The following is a 19,148-nucleotide window of genomic DNA, read 5'->3' as shown; positions in this document are numbered from 1 at the left end:
AGTCGTCGACCGTTTGCACGGCTTCGCGCGAGCTATTGACGCCATCCCCACGGCAAGACGTCGGCAATATCATACGCGACTTCATAGTTCGCGAGCGGCGCCACATGATGTGGGAAGAACGAGATTTCTTTCCGGCCGCCCTGAAGGCTCTCTCGGCACAGGAATGGACTGAAATCGCTTCCGCCGTCACCGGTCATGGAGATCCGCTGTTCGGCGAGACAGCGACAGCCACTTCCGATGCGCTAAGAGCGCATATTCTGAAATTGGAGCAAGAAGCTGAGGCCGAACGGAGCTCGGTCGCGTTATCGTCCACGAAGGCCGGCAATCCCAGACACGGCGCCGAGAGGGGCCGTGTTGGCCGCTGCCGTTTTACAGCAGGAATTAGACCTCATGCTCATCCTGCCGAAATGAAAATGGGGGTGTTCGCGGGCACGTAGGCCGCCCTACCGCCAAAAATGGCTTCCGCGCACTATGATCGCTTCCTCGACCACTGGTGCAAACGCCATGGCCGAGCCTTTCTGAGCTCTGGTTCCGGCACGTTCCACAGTGTGACCGTCGCAGGTTTGGCAGCTGCGCAGTGACATCGCGCGAAGCGGATGTCTCTCATGTCCGCCGACCCGTAGGACGGACGATTGCGGCGCGCGGCTGCGGCGAAGCACTCCCACTCCTTCCCAGCCCGGCACGCTCTGAATGATCCGCGAGGCACTGCTCGCCCGGGTACGTTTAGCACGAACGGCAAGGCGCTGGACGTCCGGTCTAACTCTGCGCCGAGCCGAGTCGTGTCGGATCCGAGATCGCCAACTGGCCTATGTTGAGGGCAGGACCACGCTCACGGCTGTAGAGCAACCTATCGGCACCGTGCCATCTTCAAGCTCGTGACATCCTCCACGTGGTCCGCTCATAGACTCTCAAACAAAGGCCCAAGCCGAAACCCGACTATCGGGTGGAACCGGTCGGCCAAGGACTGCCGTAAGCAGGGTTCAAATCAATAGCAACCGCTCATGCATTGTCCACGCTGCGAGATCCTTGGAGCCAGGTTATTCGTATCGTCGCGCTGATGGAGCATAAGGTTTCCAGGCAGGAAAGCGCGCCGAATTTGCGGCTCGTGCCCTGCGGTGACCGCCCGGCATCACCGCCTCCCTCGGCTCTGTCGTAATCGTTGCCGACGTGCTCTTGAGCGACAAACCTTGGTGTATATTTATACGCTTCAGGCTATACGGTCGCATACCACTGCATAATTGAGCTACGCTGAGCTTGTGCTTCAACTGGGCTCAGATTTTCGGTGAATGTCCTTGCCGTGATCGAACCGGCGGTTGTCCTCTCTTCCGCCGATGGAAGTCCGCGCGATGCGTCAGCGTCGCTCCTCCCAGACTTTCGCCCGGCCCGCTAAGCGGGGCCGGGTTTTTTTTGTGTTCCCAAGAATCCATCGATTATGGAGAGCGCAAATGACCGCAAGAGGATCAGCTTAGTCGAGAAGAGACCCAAGCCCGGATCAACGGCCTCGCGGATCGAATGCAGCGCGCAGTTGGCGGGCGGCAGCGACCATGTTCGCTAGCGCCGGCCGAACCTCCTCCCATTTGCGCGTCTTAAGGCCGCAGTCCGGATTGACCCAGAGCTGCGAATCCTGCAGCCGGGTCCGAGCCAACGCCATCAGCTCCTTCATTTCGCCCGCCTTGGGAACGCGTGGAGAGTGGATGTCGTACACGCCCGGCCCGATCTGATTTGGATATTCGTAGTTCCTGAACGCGTCGAGTAGTTCCATTTTCGACCGCGACGTCTCGATCGAGATGACATCTGCGTCCATTGCAGCGATCGCACCGATGATGTCGTTGAACTCCGAGTAGCACATATGTGTATGAATTTGCGTTTGATCAGCGACGCCGGATGAACAGATGCGGAAGCAATCCACGGCCCAGTCGAGATAGGCGGTCCACTCCGATCGACGCAACGGCAATCCTTCGCGAAGTGCAGCTTCGTCGATCTGGATCATGGTCGCACCAGCATTCTCGAGATCGCGGACTTCGTCTCGGATCGCGAGCGCAATCTGGCGGCAGACCTCGCTTCTGGGAATATCATCGCGAACAAAGGACCAGTTCAAGATCGTCACCGGTCCGGTCAACATCGCCTTCATCGGCTTCCTCGTTAGTGATTGCGCGTAGCGCCACCAGCCTACGGTGATAGGCTTCGACCGCACTACATCGCCAAACAGGATCGGTGGCCTGACGTAGCGCGATCCGTAGGACTGCACCCATCCATTCCTGGTAAATGCGAAGCCGACGAGTTGCTCACCGAAGTACTGCACCATGTCATTGCGTTCGAACTCGCCGTGCACGAGGACATCGAGACCGATGTCCTCCTGCCAGCGTACGGCGCGCGCCGTCTCCTCCTTGAGGAACCTGTCGTATTGCTCGTCGCTCATAGCGCCTCGGGCATGCGCCGCACGGGCATTCCGGACCTCTTTGGTCTGCGGAAACGATCCGATCGTCGTGGTAGGAAAAGCCGGTAGTCCGAAACGATTGCTTTGGATCTCGGCACGACGGGCAAATGGGCTCGCGCGCCGACGCATGGTCTGGTCGATCGCTTTCATCCGGACAGCGACATTGGCATCATGGATTTTCGGCGAAGTCCGGCGGACAGTCGCGGCACAGTCCGACTCGGCAAGAGCTAGCGCAACATTCTGGTCGCCTGTGAGTGCCCGCGCCAGGATCGCGAGCTCTCGCATCTTCTGGACCGCGAAAGCAAGCCAGCTCTTGACGTCGGAAGCGAGCCCGGTTTCGAGTTCAACATCGACCGGCACATGAAGCAGCGAGCAGGATGGGGCAATCTGTACACGATCCTTGCCGAGCTTCGCAATGGCGGGTTCGAGCCGCTGGCGCAGCGACGACAAATTCGACCGCCATACATTCCGGCCGTCGACGACACCGAGCGACATGACGAGATCACTTCGGCCGCCAGCGATGATCTGGTCCAACAACTGTGGCGCTCGAACCAGATCGAGGTGCAGTCCGGCGACTGGCAGGCTCAAGGCGGTGTCCAGATTGTCCCCGAGATCGCCGAAATAGCTGGCGACTAAGATCTTGATGGCTGGCCCCTCCTTGGCGAGCCGGTCATAGGCATGTCGCAAAGATTGTCGCGCCCTCTCATCCAGATTAAGAACCAGGCAGGGCTCGTCGAACTGAACCCAATTTGCCCCACGTTTGGCCAATTCCTGCAGAACCTCGATATAGGCCGGTATCAGTTCATCCAGTAGTGAGAGTGGCTGGAACGCAGGATCGGGACTCTTGCCGAGTTTTAGGAATGTGACCGGCCCGATCAGGACAGGGCGGGTCTGAAAGCCAAGGGCCTTGGCTTCCTCATACTCCTCGATCGGCTTGCGAGAGCATAGCCTGAAAGTCTGTCCCCTGTGAAACTCGGGGACCATGTAGTGATAGTTGGTGTCGAACCACTTGGTCATCTCCTGCGCGGGTGCGCCAAATCCGCGCGGTCCGTGACCGCAACTCGCATCCTGATCGTCGCATTGTGATCCGCGGGCCATGGCGAAGTACGTCTTGAGCGAAACGGATTCGGCTTTCGAGGCGTAGATCTCCGGGATGGCGCCAACCATGACACTTGTGTCGAGCACCTGGTCATACAGCGAGAAATCGTTCGATGGAATGACCGTGACGCCGATAGATTTCTGACGAGCCCAGTTCGCGGCACGCAGGCCAGCTGCATCCTCGAGCAACTGCTGTTCGCTGCTTTTTCCGGCCCAGTAACTTTCGAGAGCGAGTTTGAGCTCGCGCCTTGGACCGATGCGTGGCGTTCCGAGGGTGGCAACCGGAAGGGAGAGAAGAGTCATAGCGTGAACCCCATGTTGGGGGCAAAGGCCATGGCGGACGCAGGCAGGGGAAGTCGCGCGGTGCGACGGCTGCTTGGCGCACCACCGGGACACCCCGCCCGTGGACGAATACATTGTCGGGGCAGGTCTCCTGGCTCGCGGGTCATCGCTTCTGTCCGGCCTTCCCGAAGCCGCGCAGGCTTCAGTGACGTCGTTGGACAGCGGCTTGCCGCTCACAGTTGCGGGGGCAGCGCCGGCATTGTCACCGGCTTCCCTCTTAGCTCCGGATCAAATGGAAACCGGAGAACCTCGACGGCTTGGATTATCGGCAAGAGAAGTCTTCCGTCAACCTCTCAGATTATGTCTCAAGCTGATGCTGCGACATCTGCTACGCGAATCACCGTGCATCACGTTGAGATGATGTAGAAGCGCTTTCAATCGGCGATATCGGAATGATCATCGGAGCTGCCCGCGGGCCGCACGCCAGATTGGTGGAAGGGACAAATGCGGGCTTGCGCGGTCGGGACTGCCACCTCGAGCAGAACGCATCTCCGGCTTCCCAGCGGTTCTTGAGGACGTCCACCATCCAGTCACCTTCTCGGCCAACAGGATCCGTGTTGAATACGCCCCAGCTGGCAAGGCCAGCAACATACCCCGCCAGCACGTTGATTTGCAGTTCAGCAAGACTCCAAATGCTCGGCGGTGAAGATCGGCTTCGCGTCGTTGGCCGTCAAACGCACCATGGCCCATTGGCCGCAAATGCCCAAACGCATGGCAGAGATCGAAACGCACATTCTGGCAACGATACCGGACCAAACCGTCGCGTGACGAGGATGCATAAACCGCGCTGGATAGCGCTGAAAGGAAACATCGAGACCTGCCAGTCGGAAAGTCGACAAAGAGGACACAAAAGCGGTGTGAAATACCGTCCATCACCTGGCACGAAGAATGCAAGACTTCGGCATGCCCAGTCTCCTCCTGCTGGGCATGTCCGGCACAGCAGATTGAAGCTGTCGCCGGCAGCGAAGTTAGCGGCGCGTGACATAGAGGGGAGCGCCTGCTCGCACGGGACACCATCGGTCTCCCCGTCGCGTCGCCGCTAACTTCTTGCGCTCGCGCATAACAGGTTAAAGGTTGCCCCGCTTTAGAATGACGTGTGGATGAAAGCAGATAGGCTGACAGTTATGAGGAAAATGTCTGGAAGACGCGCGTTATGGTTTTGTCTCGGTCAATCCCTGATCTGCCTGGCCGGGTTGGCTGCGACGAGCAACAGTGTTCGCGCCAACGAGAGCCCCCTTATCGAAAGATTCAAGTCAACGTGGCGAGCGCAAGACGGCGAGACAATAGAACAAATTATCTCCAATGTCTCGAAGGTGGCGCAGTTCGTCCCTCGAATGTGGGGCGTCGCTGAACTTGACGAAAATGACCATGTTTTCGTTTCGTGGACCAGGCACCGCGATGATACATCAGACGAACAATACGTTATCACCTGGAAGATCGCGCTCGACGGCACGATTCAACTTGCGTCGACCTATGCCAAACCGATGGAATTGGGCTGGCGCGCCCTGGCGCTCTCGTTGATCGCCAGTGAAGTCAAGGATGGCGAAAGGGACGCAAATTTTGGCTTTCTGCATGATCCGAGCAACTTCAACTTTGTGACGACCATGCAAGGCCGGCTCGGCGATCTTCTGAGGCAGGGCCGCTGCACTATCGTTGAACCTGTTGGAGTGGACTACTTGCCGAAGCAGAATGACAAGCCGACCGAGAAAGGTGATCTGTGGCGCGTTTTGCTTTTAGTGAACTGTAATATCCCAGGGCCCCGTTTTTTTACATACAACGGGGTCATCACTTTCGAGAAGAGCGAAGGGCAAGATTGGGAGCCGCAATCCTCCTTTGCCAAGCGTATCGCGGCCTTTCCTCCTGGCTCCTGGTTCGCTCGCATGGAGCCAATGGAACAGGAAGAGTTAGAGGGGAGCGAAGGCCCTCGGTAAAATGGTCGCGCAGAGCAAGATCGCGCCGTAGCTCCTTTACGGCCGAACGTCTGAGGAACTACAGACATATTAGCTCTAGTTTACGCCTTCAGCAGTCGCGAGCCTTTCCTGCAGCTTTCAGCCCGTCAGGAAAAAGTCGGGCAGCACGATTACCTCCGATTCCTTCTGCGAGTAGCCGAGCTCAGCGGCGCGTGCCAGCTGGCGAGATTTGGCCCCCGGCGCGCCCGACGCGGTGGGAGGACACCAATCCACGAGGGAACCAGCTCCTCCATGCCACTCTTCAAGGGACCGGGCCTGAAGATGCCCGGGCTCAAGCCCGATCCGGCGTGCGCCGCCCATCGCGCGACTGACTGGCATCCGAAAGAGCGTAAGCATGCCGATGCCGAGGCGGCACGCGGGATCGAGTGCTGCGACGAAACGCGTTATGACGGTAATCGGGCAGTGTTAGTGGGCCGGCAATGCCCTCTGAGCACCGGCCCTTTTCCGAGTACCCCGGCGAGAGCCCCGGAGCCGTGCGCGAGGCTTCGAGGACCGAACTGAGTCGGCGCTAGATTTCATCGCGCGCATTCGTCTGCGCGTCAAAGATCCGGATTTGAAGCGTGGGAAAACGCCTCTTTAGTTCCGCTCCGCCTGCCCTGGCGCCGTCTCTGGTTGCGAATTCGGCTCTGAGTCGACCATCCACTTCAAGCGCGTAGGAAGAGACCGGAAAATCCCGGGGGGCTGCAACCATTTCATTCCCATTCTGTAGTGAGGTCGTTGCGAATGATTTGTAGCTTGAGTCGGCTAAACCGCACCAGAGCTACCCTGCCCGAGTGCCGCGATGGGGCAACCATTTTGTGGATTGAGGCCTCGTACCGAATGGCATCAGGATGACACTCGCGATCCTCCGAATACGCGGGCGGCTTACCCCTCGCCCGGCGCGTATACAACGAAGCCACGGAGGTTGCCGTTCCAAATTTCCCTGGCGCAAACGCACGCCCTCACGCCGGGCTTGGTGGGTAACTCTCCACATGTGATCGCGGTGAAGCGTACCACGAGAGAGCGGCCGCCAGTCGCCGCCTGGTCATGACAATCCGGTCCTTGTCCGAACGCGGCGGCGGCACCACGAACGAGATATGGTGCAGCGCAGACGTGTGAAAAGCCACAACGGAACTGGCATCAACGACCACCCCGGTTGGCTCTCCGAAAGAGGCCTCCGGGTCTTGCGCGGTTTGCGCAAACGATACCGGTTCATTTTACGCAGCGGACATTGAGCTGAACTCCGTGGCGCCTTTGTCCAGATCTCAGAAGAAGCAAGACCAGGTTTCTTTTCGAACATCAGTCTTTCCCGACAAGAATTTACGGCGAAATGTCATCGTCCTCGCTGAAACCGTCGGCAACCCTGCCGATGGTCGCCGCCACAAAGCATAGCCAGATTGCTCCTCCCTCCTGACTTCCACTCGACCATCAAGATTCACAGGCGACTTTTGTTCTCCAATCGCGTGATAAACGGCGTTCCGAGGTTCGGCTTTCTCCCGCATACCGAGTTCGCGGCCGAGCGATGCGGATCTCCTTCTCAGGTGGAGAGGGTGCAGTGCGCGGCCAGAGAGAGAGACCGGCGAGGTTCGAAGGGTACCGCGACACGCACACCGGAAGAAATCGCTTGAACCTCACGCAGCGTGAGGTCGTAGCTTGGAAATGACGGCCACCCTTTTTAAGAAAAAACGTCGAAAGATGTCGACCGAATAACGGACATAGCGTTTAAGCAGTCGAATGTGGCGGCGCCGGATCGTGCGTGAACATGGATCAAGAGCGAGAGGTTATTTTGGGATGAAACACCGCGTAATGATGGTCGCATTGTTCGCTGTCATCACATCTCCGGTCTGCGCAGCGAAGCTCAGCGGCCCTCCTCGCATCCTCGACGGCAATACGATTGAGATCGAGCAAACTAAGCTTCGGCTCTCAGGCATCGAAGCTCCTGAGACTGACCAGATTTGCCTCGACGCCCACGGTCAGAAATGGACTTGCGGCGTAGCTGCTCGCGACGAGCTGATCAAGCATTCGAACGGACGAACGTGGAATTGTCATACCACAGGAGTTGATGAATACGGCAGATCACGCGGCAGTTGCTTCATAGAAGGCGAGGACGTGAACGCCTGGATGGTACGCTCCGGCTGGGCATTATCGTCGGGTCCTTCTACTCAAAGCTACGTTGTCTATGAGGTTGTGGCGAGCAAAGCCTATGCGGGGCTGTGGTCGGGGGCGTTCATCGCGCCCTGGGACTGGCGTCGCCGCAACAAGGGGACGATCATCATCGGCGCGAGCTCGGTTCCGATCGACGCTCAGGAACTCCTGCTCGGATCCGCGCTGCTATCGGACCCGCCCTCGTCCGAGTGCCTGATAAAGGGCACCGTAGACCGCAACGGCGAGCGCATTTATCACCTGCCCGGGCAACTCAGTTACGAACAAATCGACATGACGAAGAAGCCCGGTGAACGCTGGCTTTGCAGCGAAGCGGAAGCCGAAGCCACCGGGTGGCGTAAAGCCGCGCGATGAGGTGAGATGCATGCATGCAGGCCATTCTCCGACCTATCTGACCAAGATCGCGCCTTCGCGCCGCTCGCTGTTGCAATTCGCTATTTCGTCAGTTTGCCTGCCGCTTGGCAACAACATTGTCGCTGCGAAGGAAGCAAAAACGCCGCCCAAGCCAGATAACCAGATCTCGCCGGAGACTGCCCTGAACCGGCTGATGGAAGGGAACGATCGCTATGTCCAGGGCGTATCACGAAGCGACGATTTCAAGCGCGAGCGCCCGGTTTTGGCGGATGGGCAAAATCCATATGCCGCGGTTCTGAGCTGCGCCGATTCTCGCGTGGCGCCTGAACTTGTCTTCGGCAGCGGACTTGGCGATCTGTTTGTCTGCCGCGTCGCCGGCAACTTCGCCAACGATGACACGCTCGCCAGTATGGAATATGCGGTGGCCGTGCTGAACACGCCGCTGATCCTGGTACTTGGCCACGACCATTGCGGTGCGATAGACGCCACGATCAAGTCGCTCCACGACGATAAGCCGCCGCCGGGGCACATTTCATCCCTCGTCGCTGCGCTTGCGCCTGCGGTAAAAGTATCTCGCCAGCAAACCGGTGACACGTTCGTCCTAGCAACCCGACAAAATGTAATCGATAACGTCAACAAACTCAAATCGACGGGGCCGATTCTGAACACGGCAGTTGAGCAGAACAGACTGAAGGTCGTCGGGGGCCTGTATCGGCTCGACACCGGCAGGGTCGATTTGCTGAGCTGACGCCGGCACCTTCGCCGGCCGGCTGGTCGTTTGCCGCCTGATGTAGGGCTTCGGTCGAGTTCCGTGCGATTCGCTCATGCATCGGCTGCATTAAATGCACCAATCCGCTCCACAATTGTCTTAGCTTCGAGGAGATCTTTGGTATGCGCGGCCTCTTAATTCTTATCGTATTCTACGTGCTCATGTTGGCAACGCGAGGCCAGCACCAAGAAACACTCATACCGCGGGCGACACTATTCATGCCTGCACGTTGATGCGCTAGGCCAGCAGAGGTGGTGCAAGCGGCAGATCGCGGTGCGAGGCACGCAGGGGCTGAGCTCTCGGCCTAACGGAACACGCGACAATTCCGGCAGCTCTCACCCGCGATCCGGCAGCGCCCTCTGGTCCTGCTATGATCACCAGGCTCAGCTAGGGCCGAAGATCACATAGAGCAGGGATTACGACCACCAAGACTACCCATCCGGCGGATGCAAAGAAAAATGCTACTCGCGTCGGGATCAGACGGTCTCCCTCGCATCTGCCATCAATGGTGAACGACTGTGATCGCTATAAAAAGAAGGTAAAGATCTGCCGTCCATTCTTTCAAGGCGGCCGGAGGCAACTGTCTCGCGTCAACCAGCACGAGGCGAGGCCTGCGCGTTTCTCCTACCCCGAAGGACGTACAACTGCAGCCAGTCCGGCGCTTATTGAGTCGTCACCATGATTGGCGACTGGAGTGCTTCGATTACGTAGGTGACCGGGCTTCGGTTTCGATTTTGGCAGGTCACGGCGTATCTGTTGATCAAATATCCCGGCCCCGCGGCAGCGCGCGATCGAGCCTTCGTCGCACAAACTTTCTCGTATGACTGGCGCGCCACGCATTTGCAGGAAGATTGAACGCGCGCTGGTCAAAAGACGCCGAGCGCCGCCGGCGACATCCGTCGTGTACTGGCGTCCGGCGGACAGGTCCCCGGCTGGGGTACATATCGCGAGCAAGCGCACTCCGGTCTCTCAACGCCGGCAACCGGCTCGCGCTTGACGTCGTTCCATAGGATATACCGCCAGGCAGAACGAGCATACCAAGGCCTGCTCTTCCATATCAGTGATGCCGCTGCACACCTTGATATCAGCGCCACGCGGAGACACATGCGCCGCCAATTCTTTGCACCTAATGGCCTTTCCGGACGCCCGCCAAAACCAAAAGAAGTAACCGTTGCGGCGCGGACGATGCCGCCCGGGGTGGTTATTTGGCAGATTGGGCTTCGCCATGCGCGCGCAAGCTTCCTACTGACCGGACAATGCACACTCAGCGACTTGATTGCAATGGAAGCCCCTGACGCCGCTGTCAGGTTTGTTGGATACCTGCGTCTGATGTCCGCTTCTAACCGACAGCTCACCCACAGTCGCGAGCACGGTAAATTGCGCTGTTGGTAATGTCAGGAGATCGGAGCGGGCCTGAAACTCCAACAGGCAAGCCGAACCCGACTGGTTCGCGGTCGAGGTCCCCTTCAGTCGCTCTGCTTCCGCTGTGTTCGGTTGATGACATCTTGTGCCTGGAATCAGACACGGGAGGCGCGAGCATCCTGCCGGCGCGGCACGAGCGACGTGATCTCGCTCGATCCAGACACGGCCGGCAGACATGATTGATGGCATGTCGATTGCTGGGGACATGGAAAAGAGCCGCAGGCTTGGGCGACCTCGCCGTCGCCAAGTCAGGCATTCACAATTGGTTCGAGCCGGCCGAGCCCAAGTGTGACAAAGTCCGTTGGAGAAGACATGACAAAACGAGCGCTGCCGTCAGCCCTCGGAGACATAGTGCAGCAGAGGCGGATCGATCTCGCTGCCGCATATCGGTTGCTTTGCCGGTTCAGCCTCAATGACAGCATCGACAGCCCCCCGTCAGTCTTCCAAGCCCTCAACACCTTTTTTTTGAGCCAATCGTTCGGGGTTTGGTTTAGACTGGAAACCGCCTGTAATCGCATCACAGTCGATATCAACTGCGACAGTTTCGACGATCCCTGCGGACCGGGTATCAATCCGGCCGGCTTCGCTATGCGCGCACAATCCAAATCAATGAAGCACGGCATCGATCGGCTCAAGACACCGAGGACAGCTTATGAACGCTCCACCAGAGAAGATCACTTCAGAAACCGACGCTAGGGCTGCAACCTGGGATAATCTGTCGCCGCTACTGGTCGATATCCGCGCGCGTCGAAACGAGTTCGGCCGCGCGCAGAAGATTCCAGGCGAGATCATCGAGGGCTTCAAGCGCGTTGGCGTCTATCGGGCTTTGGCTGCCAAGCGATTCGGCGGCGACGAGCGAACGCCGGCCGATTTTTGTCGCCTGATCGAGCGCATTTCCGAAGCCGACGGCTCCGCCGGTTGGGTCGCCAGCTTCGGCGATGGGGCTCGCTACCTCGCTGCTCTTCCGGACGACACGCTTCGCAAGGTATACGCCAATGGACCTGACGTGGTGTTGGCAGGTGCGCTTTTCCCGCTTCAGCCCGCCAGGCGAAGCACCGACGGGTTTGTCGTAAACGGCGTGTGGCCATTCGCCAGCGGCTCACCAGGCGCGGATCTGATAGGCGTTGGCATCACTGTGGAAGACGATCTGACCGCTGGCCTTGCGCGTGTAGCCGTGATGCCGGCCGAGAAGGTGACAATCCGCCCCAATTGGGACGTCATCGGCCTGCAAGGCACCGGCAGCCACGACGTCGTTGTCACCGATGTCATTGTACCGGAGGAATGGACCTTGATCCGCGGCGGTCCGCCGACACTCGACGCGCCGGTCTATCGTTATCCGTCCGTCACCTTCGCAGCGCAGGCGCATGCGATTGTCGGCATCGGTATTGCGCGCTCCGCGCTAAACGAGGTGATCGCCATGGCCGGAAGCCGCGCCTCAATCACTGGAGCGCCCGTGATGGCAGAGCGCGGCTATGTCCAACTGGAGATGGCCAGAGCCGAAGCTATGCTGCGTTCCGCCCGTTCCTTCTTCTATGAGGCCACCGAGCAGCTGTGGAAGGAAGCGCTCAAGAATGCGGTAAACCCGAACACAGCGACGCTGATGCGGCTCGCCGCGACGAACGCCGCGCGGCAGAGTGCTGAGGTCTGCAACATTGCGAGCGGTCTCGCTGGAAGTGCGTCGCTCTCTACCACCAGCAATCTGGCGCGTGCCATGTGCGACAGCTTCGTGGTTGCTCAGCACGCAGCTTTAAACGAGGGAACGCTCCAAAGCGCCGGCCGACTCCTGCTCGGAAATGCAGCACAGCCGGGATTTCCATGAAGTGGTTCATAAACGTTCCACACGCCGCGGGGCAACGGATGGCCGGACCTGCAATATGACGCTGTCTGCAGCTACAGCTCCTCGCGGCGTGCCGGCCTTGTTTAAAGGACAAGAGAGAGACCCTTGCAGTCAGGCGCTCCTCAAAAACACCACTTCTTATCCGTGGAGCAAGCCTCGAGCGCTCTCATAGGTCTCTACGCCCCCGCCTCGCTCATTGTCGTGTCGAGCACAATCCACTTGCATTTCAGCGCAACGGCTCGCGGTTCAACTCAGAAAGCTCCCAAGTCCGACTTTCATAATATTGCGCTCCCTGCTTAGCCGTTCGTTCTGCTGGCGTAGGCGGACGATCTCCGAAGCTTGGTCCGCCGACGTCGGCGTCGCCTGCGTGGCGGGCCCAACGCCGCCGATGCCGGCTCCTGCCGGAACTTCCAGAGTTGCAGCACCGAGTCGCGCAGACCGAGTTCGTTGACGACCGTTCCGATCGTGGCAGTGTTAGAAACCCACTACGCGCCCGACGCGGACGTCGTGCGCGGGGTCTGTAATGGCAACCGGAAACCGGAGCGCCCGTCCGGCCACCGATATCCGCTCGAATGATCACCCGTTGTGCAGCTTTGGGCGGCTAAGCGCGCTGGTCAGGTTTACCAGCAATGAATGAGGCGCCCGATACGAGTCGCCACTAGAAGCGCATATTTTTGAGCAGTACATCACCCTCCACCGCGCGGGGATAGTGGGCCGCCACTTCGAATGATGGCAACAGGTCAAGAATAGCTTGGAGGGACAACTGGCCTTCGTAGAGCTCGCGGTCGCTATATTCTGTGTAGACGAAGCGCGTGTTGCTCAAGGTCTGCATGCCGCCGGCGATAACGTCCGCTTCGGCCCCCTGGACATCCATCCAGATGAGATCGATCGTATTCAGCTTGGCTTCGCTGCACCAGTCGTCCAGCCGCCGCGTTTCAACCGAGACAGGGCGATCGAACCGAACCCAATCATACTCAGTAAGATGATTCTTCGGGCGGCGTATTGAGCCGGAGAGGTCCCATTCCTTCGCATCACCATCTGCATTGCTCGGATGGAAGTCGATCATCCCGTTTCGATCACTGATCGCGATTTCAAGCAGCTTCACCCTATACAGGGATGGGCCCAGCTTCTTCTTGAAGCGCGCGATCGCTCTGGGGTCCGGCTCAAAGCAGTAGAGCTGAGCTTGCGGGCAGAGGTTGAGAAACTGTTGCGTATCGGTCCCGTCATTGCAACCGATATCCAGGATGACGGGATTCGGCTTCTGAAGACGTGAAACAATGTGCTGGTGTACTTCGGCAGACGACACAGGTGCTTTTCCCATGGGCGCGGAGATCGGATGAACTTCGTCTTTGACGCCAAATCACACGCCAGACGCGCCGGCACAACGTATATCAACGTATATGATTCATATGCCCGTCGGTCCCTCGATCCATGACAGCTATTTGGATGCCCACAACACCAAAAGGGAGGCCTGTCGAACCGGGAGCTGCAGCGACTGCCCTGCAATACAAACTGCCGCTTGGTTTCGGGAGCCGCGCCAACTGTGAGCTAGATCGTCGTGTCCGGTCCGCCTTTCGGAGCGGCGGAACGGCTTCGCGCCGAATGTCAGCCGTCGGTTCTCTTTGAAACGTGCCCGGCAGGCTGATCTCTCGTGCGCAGGAGCTAGCCAATCACCTCGATCACAGTTGCGCAAAATGTGCTCTGCCGACTGACGGTCATCATCTCAGATTCGCTGACGCATTTGCGAGCAGCTCCGGGCGATCCCTTCTTCGGAATCATCTGTCCTTCGGAGAAGAGCGTATGAGGTCAAAGCTCCGACGCACGCGTTGCCGCGCGCACGCCTCCGCAGCGATCATCTTCGATCACTCGATCGGGGTAAATGCAACAGGTTTGAGCGACCGTGCGACGTCTGGAGACGGACAATTCGATGAAGGCCTTTCTTGGAGCACGCCGCCTCCAACAGGAAACATCGCCTGAGTTTTCGCGATAGTTGGCATATTATTGCGACTCCGTCAGACTGATCGAGCGCTGCTCATCGATTGGGTCTTGTGCAGGTCGCCGGCGTCAACTGCTAGATGCTGCCGTCAGACGAAGCAATCATTTGCCAGCCACGCCGTCGTCGTTGAAACACGCGGCGCTTCGATCGGTGTAACGGCCGCCCGTGCAGTGTTGAGGACCCCTGGGCTCAATCCGGGTGTTTCGACGAAACGCAATGTCATTTTCGCAACAGCTTGGCGGGCTGTGTAGCTGAGGGCGTTTGCTTCCGGACAAAGACAAACGCTGGCCAGGCTACGATTCAGTAGAACTGCAGGCATCGATCGTTCAGCTCATTATTGGCCTGATCCTTGCTATAATTGGGCTTGTCACAATGTGACTATCTCTAACTTGTTCAACGCTCAGGAGACTTGCATGAATTTCCGCCCGCTTCACGACCGCGTCGTTGTCAAGCGCATCGACGCCGATGAGAAGACCGCTGGTGGCATTATCATTCCCGACACAGCCAAGGAAAAGCCCTCGCAGGGCGAAGTCATTGCAATCGGCCCGGGCGGCCGCGATGAGACTGGCAAGCTGATTCCGATCGACATCGAGGTCGGGGACCGCGTGCTGTTCGGCAAATGGTCGGGCACCGAAGTCAAGATCAACAGCGAGGAGCTGCTGATCATGAAGGAGAGCGACATCATGGGCGTTCTCACCGATGTGTTTCCCAAGAAGAAGGTCGCCTAACCAAGCGCTCGCACAGCTCACTCCCTGACGAGCGCCCACTTAGGCGCGCTGAAGGATGAGAAAACAAGAACTGAGGGAATCTTTATGTCAGCCAAAGAAGTCAAATTCGGAGTAGACGCGCGGGACCGCATGCTGCGCGGCGTGGACATCCTCGCCAATGCCGTGCAGGTCACGCTTGGTCCGAAGGGCCGCAACGTAGTGCTGGACAAGTCGTTCGGCGCGCCTCGCATCACCAAGGACGGCGTTGCCGTCGCCAAGGACATCGAACTCGACGACAAGTTCGAGAACATGGGCGCGCAAATGGTGCGCGAAGTAGCTTCGAAGGCGGCGGATGCTGCCGGCGACGGCACCACCACTGCGACCGTCCTGGCCGCCGCGATTGTCCGCGAAGGCGCCAAGTCGGTTGCCGCCGGTATGAACCCGATGGACCTGAAGCGCGGCATCGACCTCGCGGTCGAAGCCGTGGTTGCGGATCTCCAGAAGAACTCCAAGAAGGTCACCTCGAATGAGGAGATCGCCCAGGTCGGCACCATTTCGGCCAACGGCGATGTCGAGATCGGCAAGTTCCTCGCCGACGCCGTGAAGAAGGTCGGCAACGAAGGCGTGATCACGGTCGAAGAGGCCAAGTCGCTCGAGACCGAGCTCGACGTCGTCGAGGGCATGCAGTTCGACCGCGGCTACATCTCGCCCTACTTCGTCACCAACGCCGACAAAATGCGCGTCGAGATGGACGACGCCTACATTCTCATCAACGAGAAGAAGCTCTCCTCGCTGAACGAGCTGCTGCCGCTGCTCGAGGCCGTGGTGCAGAGTGGTAAGCCGCTGGTCATCGTCGCCGAGGACGTCGAAGGCGAAGCCCTCGCGACCCTGGTCGTGAACCGCCTGCGCGGCGGCCTGAAGGTCGCGGCCGTCAAGGCTCCGGGCTTCGGCGATCGCCGCAAGGCCATGCTGCAGGACATCGCGATCCTGACCGGCGGCCAGGCGATCTCGGAAGATCTCGGCATCAAGCTCGAGAACGTCACGCTCAACATGCTCGGTCGCGCCAAGAAGGTGATGATCGACAAGGAGAACACCACGATCGTCAACGGCGCCGGCAAGAAGGCCGACATCGAGGCGCGCGTGGCCCAGATCAAGGCGCAGATCGAGGAGACCACTTCGGACTACGACCGTGAGAAGCTCCAGGAGCGTCTTGCCAAGCTCGCTGGCGGCGTCGCGGTGATCCGCGTCGGCGGCGCGACCGAGGTCGAGGTGAAAGAGCGCAAGGATCGCGTTGATGACGCGATGCACGCGACCCGCGCGGCTGTGGAAGAAGGCATCGTCCCAGGCGGCGGCGTCGCCCTGCTCCGGGCCTCCGAGCAGCTCAAGGGCCTGCGCACCAAGAACGACGACCAGAAGACCGGCGTCGAGATCGTGCGCAAGGCGCTTTCCTGGCCGGCCCGCCAGATCGCGATGAACGCCGGTGAAGACGGCTCGATCGTGGTCGGCAAAGTCCTGGACAACGAGCAGTACTCTTATGGCTTTGATGCGCAGACAGGCGAGTATAGCAATCTTGTCTCCAAGGGCATCATCGACCCGACCAAGGTGGTCCGTATCGCGGTCCAGAACGCTGCCTCGGTGGCCGCGCTCCTGATCACAACGGAAGCCATGGTCGCCGAGCTGCCCAAGAAGGGCGGCGCCGGTCCCGCGATGCCCCCGGGCGCCGGCATGGGCGGTATGGACTTCTGATCCACTCTCTCAAAGTGTCGATGACCGTGCAAAACCCTGGCGCGAATGCCAGGGTTTTGCTTCGGCGAGCTTGCAACGTAGCCCTAGCAAGCCGCGCCCAAGGCCGAACCCATCGGCTAATCCGTATGAACGGCGGTAGAGCCCAGACCGAACTTGCTTGTGACTTTTCCTTCGGCGGCGACAGAGCCTTGGCCAAGGTAAAACGGGTCCAGCACTGCGATGGAAGTGGGTGGACCGCACCCCTGAAGTGAGACACGATAATTTCAGTGACAGCGGGGTTGTCACGATGGGTTAGCGCGCTTTGTTTTGCGCGAAGGCGGTTTCGAACTCAAGGGGCGACTGGTATCCGAGCGCCGAGTGCAGGCGCGATGAAGCTGTTGATGTGGCGGCGGGCGTCGCCGAGATCGATAAAAGCCCGACCGTTGACCTGCTCGGCCTTGAGCGTTTTCATGAAGCTTTCGGCCTTGGCGTTGTCGAAGGGATTGCCCGGCCTGCTCATGCTGATGGTGATGTCGCGATCGGCCAGTCGCTGGCGATAGGCGATGGACGCGTATTGCACCCCGCGGTCGGAGTGATGGATCAGACTGCCAGGTGCCGGCTTCCGGGCATCAATGGCTTTCTCCAGTGCTGCGATGGCTAGTGAGGCATCGAGCGTGTCTTCAAAAGCCCAACCGACAGCCTTGCGCGAGAAGGCATCCAGAATGACGGCGAGATAGGCGAAGGTCTTGGCGAGATGGACATAGGTGATATCGGCGACCCAGATCTGATCGGGTGCGGATGGCACTAGGCCGCGGACCAGATTAGGGACGACGAGAACGCCCGATGGTCGTTCCGCAGGCGGCTTCAGGAACGGCGTCCTGCGCTGCGCAAGCAGATTATCCTGGCGCATAAGCCGCTGAACTTTCTTGGCGTTCACCACCATACCTTGGCGCCGGAGGGCAACGGTCACCCGCCGATAGCCGTAGAAGACGTGCTTGAGGCAGATGCGCTGGATCACGTCGCGCAGCTCGCACTCGGCCGTCTCGCTGCTGCGTTTGACGAGATGGCGGTAATACGTCGCGCGCGGCAGGCCCGCGAGGCGGCATAGTCGCTGCACGTCGACGTTTGGGTCTGTTGCCTGCGAAGTCATCGCTTGGATGATTTCGATGATGCGGATGCGGGTTTGCCTTGCGCTGCCGGCCGCTCCAAGGCGCGCAAGGCTTGTCGAAAAAAATCGAGGTCCATCTGCTGGCGACCCACCAGCCCTTCGAGCTCGGCGATGCGCGCTTTGGCGAGCGCGAGGGCCGAGCGCCTGTCGTTGTACGTCGCTAGCGGCTTCAGCTTGCGAGGGCCAGGCTTGGGTCCGCGCTTGCGGTTCAACCCGTCTGGCCCATCGGCCTTCCACGCCTTGATCAAGTCGTGGAGAATCTTGCGAGAAATTCCGAGTTCACGGGCCACGGGCAGAACGCCGTCGCCTCTCTCAACCCGCTTGATCGCCTTTATCTTGTAGGCCGTCGGAAACTGACGGTTCTTTCCTTGTACTGCCACAGGTCATCCTTGAAATGCCTGTCACTGAAATTATCGTGTCTCACTTCAGGGGTGCAGTCCATGGGCCTGTCGCTATTTGAGTCTCACGAAGCTGCCTCTGCCGAGTGTTCGAACCCTTCGTCTGGGTTTATCCGGTGCCGCCTACCGCTTTCGACCCTCTTGCCTACTTTCCTGTCCTGACGTGTGGACCCAAGTGCCCACATGCCCTTTCCTGGCTCGCACTTACATCTGATGGCGAGAGGCATATTTGCAACCCCTCAGCGAGAATGCGCATCATAAAAAACCACGAGATCCTGCGGAAGTGTCATGATTTACTGTACGCTCTATTTTTTCCGCGGATGGGCTCCGCTTCGCCTAGGGGCCGCCAACTTCGCCGCAGCGTCCTACCATGATATCTGTCTTACAGAGAGTGTGTGTCAGCAGGTTGCGCAATCGACGCTGTTAAGCATACGGCCAAGCAGATCACGGGGAATGACTTCTTTTTAAGGATGCAGCGGGACCGAACTTTGGACTACTCAAAACTAGAGTTTTACGCCTCTTGTAGCGAGACCGAACTTTGGACCACCCAGAACTAGAGTTTTGCGCCTCCGTCACGTTGGCGGGCTGGTTGCGCCGACGTGGTTGTGCAGCAAAATCGGCGGTCGATTGCCGATCGCCCCATGGGGCCGTTCTTCGTTGTACAACAAGGCTCAAGAACGCCCACAGGATCGTTCTTCGCGAGGTTCTTTATCGACATCATCCCTGGTTTGGTCGCCGAGTTTGCGTTCATGGAAGGGTCGAGAAGGCTGATGATGTCGCTTT

Annotated in this window: 13 protein-coding genes and 1 riboswitch; of the genes, 9 read left to right on the top strand and 4 right to left on the bottom strand. The window is 59.1% G+C overall.

Annotated elements, in window-relative coordinates; translation table 11 throughout:
* Positions 1-104 precede the first annotated feature (104 nt).
* Positions 105-437, top strand: coding sequence for a hypothetical protein (locus CV770_RS43380; protein WP_245453815.1), 333 nt, complete (start codon positions 105-107; stop codon positions 435-437).
* A gap of 1,055 nt (positions 438-1,492) precedes the next feature.
* Here CV770_RS43380 and metE read toward each other — a convergent pair.
* Entirely contained in the window at positions 1,493-3,838 is a 2,346-nt protein-coding gene (metE, locus tag CV770_RS21545; RefSeq protein WP_104463759.1) for a 5-methyltetrahydropteroyltriglutamate--homocysteine S-methyltransferase, read from the bottom strand.
* A 103-nt stretch (positions 3,839-3,941) separates the two neighbouring features.
* A riboswitch (cobalamin riboswitch) is annotated at positions 3,942-4,144 on the bottom strand.
* An 866-nt stretch (positions 4,145-5,010) separates the two neighbouring features.
* On the opposite strand from metE, the gene CV770_RS21540 reads away from it, so the two are divergent.
* The 5 genes from CV770_RS21540 to CV770_RS21515 all read left to right on the top strand — a co-directional run bounded on the left by CV770_RS21540 (position 5,011) and on the right by CV770_RS21515 (position 12,353).
* Positions 5,011-5,808 carry a nodulate formation efficiency C protein gene (locus CV770_RS21540; protein ID WP_245453814.1) on the top strand — a complete coding sequence of 266 codons (798 nt, stop codon included), beginning with the start codon at positions 5,011-5,013 and terminating at the stop codon, positions 5,806-5,808.
* 1,824 nt (positions 5,809-7,632) lie between these two features.
* Positions 7,633-8,343: a thermonuclease family protein gene (locus CV770_RS21525; RefSeq protein WP_245453813.1), complete on the top strand. Its 711-nt coding sequence runs from the start codon at positions 7,633-7,635 to the stop codon at positions 8,341-8,343.
* 10 nt (positions 8,344-8,353) lie between these two features.
* A complete protein-coding gene (locus tag CV770_RS21520) occupies positions 8,354-9,091 on the top strand; it encodes a carbonic anhydrase (protein ID WP_104463754.1) in 738 nt (245 codons plus the stop codon).
* Positions 9,092-10,846: 1,755 nt separating this feature from the next.
* Positions 10,847-11,230: a class II aldolase/adducin head domain-containing protein gene (locus tag CV770_RS41710; protein ID WP_146101329.1), complete on the top strand. Its 384-nt coding sequence runs from the start codon at positions 10,847-10,849 to the stop codon at positions 11,228-11,230.
* Positions 11,187-12,353: an acyl-CoA dehydrogenase family protein gene (locus CV770_RS21515; protein WP_104463753.1), complete on the top strand. Its 1,167-nt coding sequence runs from the start codon at positions 11,187-11,189 to the stop codon at positions 12,351-12,353. The genes CV770_RS41710 and CV770_RS21515 overlap by 44 nt, the downstream gene beginning before the upstream one ends.
* A 676-nt stretch (positions 12,354-13,029) precedes the next feature.
* On the opposite strand, the gene CV770_RS21510 is transcribed toward CV770_RS21515, so the two are convergent.
* The gene (locus CV770_RS21510) at positions 13,030-13,677 is read right to left on the bottom strand and encodes an FkbM family methyltransferase (protein ID WP_104463752.1); all 648 of its coding nucleotides are present in this window, start codon (positions 13,675-13,677) and stop codon (positions 13,030-13,032) included.
* A 1,103-nt stretch (positions 13,678-14,780) separates the two neighbouring features.
* On the opposite strand from CV770_RS21510, the gene CV770_RS21505 reads away from it, so the two are divergent.
* Together CV770_RS21505 and groL are read left to right on the top strand one after the other, a co-directional pair.
* Positions 14,781-15,095 carry a co-chaperone GroES gene (locus tag CV770_RS21505; protein ID WP_104463751.1) on the top strand — a complete coding sequence of 105 codons (315 nt, stop codon included), beginning with the start codon at positions 14,781-14,783 and terminating at the stop codon, positions 15,093-15,095.
* 84 nt (positions 15,096-15,179) lie between these two features.
* Positions 15,180-16,820: a chaperonin GroEL gene (groL, locus tag CV770_RS21500; protein ID WP_104463750.1), complete on the top strand. Its 1,641-nt coding sequence runs from the start codon at positions 15,180-15,182 to the stop codon at positions 16,818-16,820.
* Between the two features lie 328 nt (positions 16,821-17,148).
* Here the strand turns inward: groL and CV770_RS21495 are convergent, their stop codons facing one another.
* Both CV770_RS21495 and CV770_RS21490 read right to left on the bottom strand, forming a co-directional pair.
* A complete protein-coding gene (locus tag CV770_RS21495; RefSeq protein WP_104463749.1) occupies positions 17,149-17,949 on the bottom strand; it encodes an IS3 family transposase in 801 nt (266 codons plus the stop codon).
* On the bottom strand, positions 17,946-18,347 hold the full coding sequence (locus CV770_RS21490; protein WP_104463748.1) for a helix-turn-helix domain-containing protein: 402 nt from the start codon (positions 18,345-18,347) through the stop codon (positions 17,946-17,948). The genes CV770_RS21495 and CV770_RS21490 overlap by 4 nt, the downstream gene beginning before the upstream one ends.
* Positions 18,348-18,964: 617 nt before the next feature.
* Between CV770_RS21490 and CV770_RS43045 the strand changes: the two genes are divergently transcribed.
* Positions 18,965-19,148 (top strand): hypothetical protein (locus CV770_RS43045; RefSeq protein ID WP_210203159.1); only part of this gene is annotated, 184 nt, incomplete at its 3' end.

The organism is Bradyrhizobium sp. AC87j1 (assembly GCF_002936975.1).
In the GTDB taxonomy this organism is placed as follows: Bacteria; Pseudomonadota; Alphaproteobacteria; order Rhizobiales; family Xanthobacteraceae; genus Bradyrhizobium; species Bradyrhizobium shewense.
The sequence above is the reverse complement of the archived record's forward strand: the minus strand, read 5'-3'. Positions and strand labels throughout refer to the sequence as shown.